We start from the raw sequence: 251 nt of genomic DNA, 5'->3' as shown, positions 1-251 counted from the left end.
GGTCGATGGCGACCGAACGCGCGCTGGCGTGGCGCCAGGACGGTCGTGACGACCGGTTCTACGACATCGACTTCCGCGCCATGCAGGCCGACCCGATCGGCGAGGTGCGTGGTCTCTACGCGTGGCTCGGGGAGCCCGTGTCGGACGAGTTCGAGTCACGGATGCACGCGTGGTGGAAGGCGAACTCGGAGAACCGCGAGCCCGCACCGGCGCGCGACCCGGCGGCGTTCGGTCTCGACCTCGACGCCATC

1 protein-coding gene is annotated in these 251 nt (G+C 70.5%); it reads left to right on the top strand.

From position 1 onward, the window contains the following. Window positions 1-251: sulfotransferase (locus EUU22_RS24820; RefSeq protein ID WP_165351305.1), on the top strand; the 251-nt coding region annotated here is incomplete at both ends.

Source organism: Ciceribacter ferrooxidans (genome assembly GCF_004137355.1).
GTDB lineage: Bacteria > Pseudomonadota > Alphaproteobacteria > Rhizobiales > Rhizobiaceae > Allorhizobium > Allorhizobium ferrooxidans.
Note: the sequence above shows the minus strand (reverse complement) of the source record. Positions and strands in the feature narration are given on the sequence as shown.